This is a genomic window from Okeania sp. SIO2F4 (assembly GCF_010672385.1).
GTDB lineage: Bacteria > Cyanobacteriota > Cyanobacteriia > Cyanobacteriales > Microcoleaceae > Trichodesmium.
The window spans coordinates 1-2,609 of the sequence record NZ_JAAHGT010001156.1; the positions used below are offsets into that span (position 1 = coordinate 1).

Genomic DNA, 2,609 nt, shown 5'->3' on the forward strand with positions numbered 1-2,609 from the left:
GAGTGCAGTGCGCCCTTGCGGGTTAAGCGACAGTCACGCAACTGCCGTGAGCGGAGCGTCTCTGAAAGAGATACCCGGAGGGCGCGGGGTCGCACCGCTCTATCAAAGGGGCATTTGCTGTAAAATCTTTTTATCCCCCTTACTATTCGTAACATTGTTTTTTCACGCTTGGTATTAGGCGTTTCGCTGCGCAACATGAGACGTGTAGCGCTGTGTAGCACTATCGCTACCCTTGCGGTTTTATCTAAAATCTAAAAACTGTTGCGCAATAGTTAAATTAATCATCGACCAGCATTAGGGCGATCGCTACCCTGCCGGCTTTATCTAAAATCTAAAAACTGTTGCGCAATAGTTAAATTAATCATCGACCAGCATTAGGGCGATCGCTACCCTGCCGGCTTTATCTAAAATCTAAAAACTGTTGCGTAATAGTTAAATTAATTATCAACCAGCAATAAGGCGATCGCTACCCTGCCGGTTTTATCTAAAATCTAAAAACTGTTGCGTAATAGTTAAATTAATTATCAACCAGCAGTAGGGCGATCGCTACCCTGCCGGTTTTATCTAAAATCTAAAAACTGTTGCGTAATAGTTAAATTAATTATCAACCAGCAGTAGGGCGATTGCTACCCTGCCGGTTTTATCTAAAATCTAAAAACTGTTGCGTAATAGTTAAATTAATTATCAACCAGCAATAAGGCGATTGCTACCCTGCCGGTTTTATCTAAAATCTAAAAACTGTTGCGTAATAGTTAAATTAATTATCAACCAGCAATAAGGCGATCGCTATCCTGCCGGTTTTATCTAAAATCTAAAAACTGTTGCGTAATAGTTAAATTAATTATCAACCAGCAGTAGGGCGATTGCTATCCTGCCGGTTTTATCTAAAATCTAAAAACTGTTGCGTAATAGTTAAATTAATTATCAATTCAAATCAAACCATACCGTTTCTTTCTAACAATGCACTTAATAATTCTTACCCAGACCAGAATTTTACTGATAGCTGTTATCTTTTATTAAACAGGTAAACAAAATAAATTACACATTTTAGGAGTTGAAATCCTTACTTTGTAAAGATTGGTTGTGTAAATAATTCTGTGTAGGTGCTTAAGTTTAACTTGATGGAGAAATAGCACCACTAAATGAACTGCAAAAAATAATCCAAAAATCACGGTATAATTTTGATTTGCCGTCCCAAAAAATTAGCAATAAATTTGCTGAATCAACTCCTAAGAACTAATTTTTTTTAATAACTCCCTAATACAAAATAAACATGAAACCAGATATCCAGACAATCCTCAAAATTCTCTCCTTCAAAGGTCATTCTCAATACGGTCAAGAACCTATTAGTCAACTAGAACACGCCCTCCAATGTGCCACTTTAGCAGAACTAGCAAGAGCTAGTAATGAACTAATTGTAGCTTGCTTATTTCACGACCTCGGACATCTAGTTCACAACCTAGGAGAAGATGCAGCAAACAAAGGTATTGACGACCATCATGAATATCGTAGTATAAAGTATTTAAAACATTTATTTGGAGAAGCTGTAACAGAACCAATTCGCCTTCATGTTGAAGCTAAACGTTATCTTTGTGCAACAAAACCTAACTATTTTACAACTTTATCACCAGCTTCTCAACGAAGTTTAGAATTACAAGGTGGAGTATTTTCTCGTGATGCTGCAGCCGAATTTATTCAGCAACCCTATGCAGAAGATGCAGTACAATTAAGAATTTGGGATGACCAAGCTAAAATTGTTGACATGAAAACCCCTGATTTAAAATATTTTACTCAAATAATCTATCCAACTATGATTGTTAGTAATATTGGCAATATTATGAGTAATAAATTTTGCTTTAATTAACGATAAATAATAAATTAAATTACTGGAAGTAAGAAGTATAAATTTGCCATAAATAAGTGTGGGAATTTGATTAGTAATATGGTAGTAAGTTAGAGGATAGTTTGGAGCCTTGTATTCTATAGTATTAACTATTATTTGAACTTCCACTTAATACCTAATTTAGAATTAATTGTGAAATTAAATATTTCTGTTTTCAAACCTTTGTGGGAAAGTTGAATAGAACCTTCCCTAAATTATTTTTGACCAGATGTCTAGTGAAAAATTAGAGCGCTTTTCATTAACATAGAATACAAATATCAAGTATCTAACTTATAAAACTTTAAACATACCTCTCTTGTTTTTGTAGTCTACCTTTGTGAAAACCGCTATAAATCTTTGGGTCGTGAACTGACACATCTAACAAATCTAGGTTGGGTAGAACAAAGTTAAGCTCAACAAAGCCTTATACCAAATCAGGATATAAAAGTAGGCTTGTCTCATCTCCCCAATCCGATATATACCAAAGGCTGTAACTTTACCGAATAATTAATAATTAGGATTTGCTGAAAAAGTATGCATGGTATGGGTAGGAGTCAGGAGTCAGGAGACAGGAGACAGGAGAAATGGGAACGAGCGAGGAGGTAGGAGTAAGAATTTTAAGAGTGATTTTTCTGCCCAACTCTTACCTAAAATACTAACTTTTTGAGGGTTTTAGACTGAAACAGGCGCACTTTTTAAAGGCCCCAAAAAAGCTAAAGTCTTTATA

The 2,609-nt window shown here is 35.5% G+C and carries 1 protein-coding gene; it reads left to right on the top strand.

Going from position 1 to position 2,609, the window contains the following annotated elements; all coding sequences use genetic code 11:
- Window positions 1-1,273: 1,273 nt before the first annotated feature.
- A complete protein-coding gene (locus F6K22_RS38280; protein WP_293110117.1) occupies window positions 1,274-1,864 on the top strand; it encodes a phosphonate degradation HD-domain oxygenase in 591 nt (196 codons plus the stop codon).
- The last annotated feature ends 745 nt before the right edge of the window (window positions 1,865-2,609 follow it).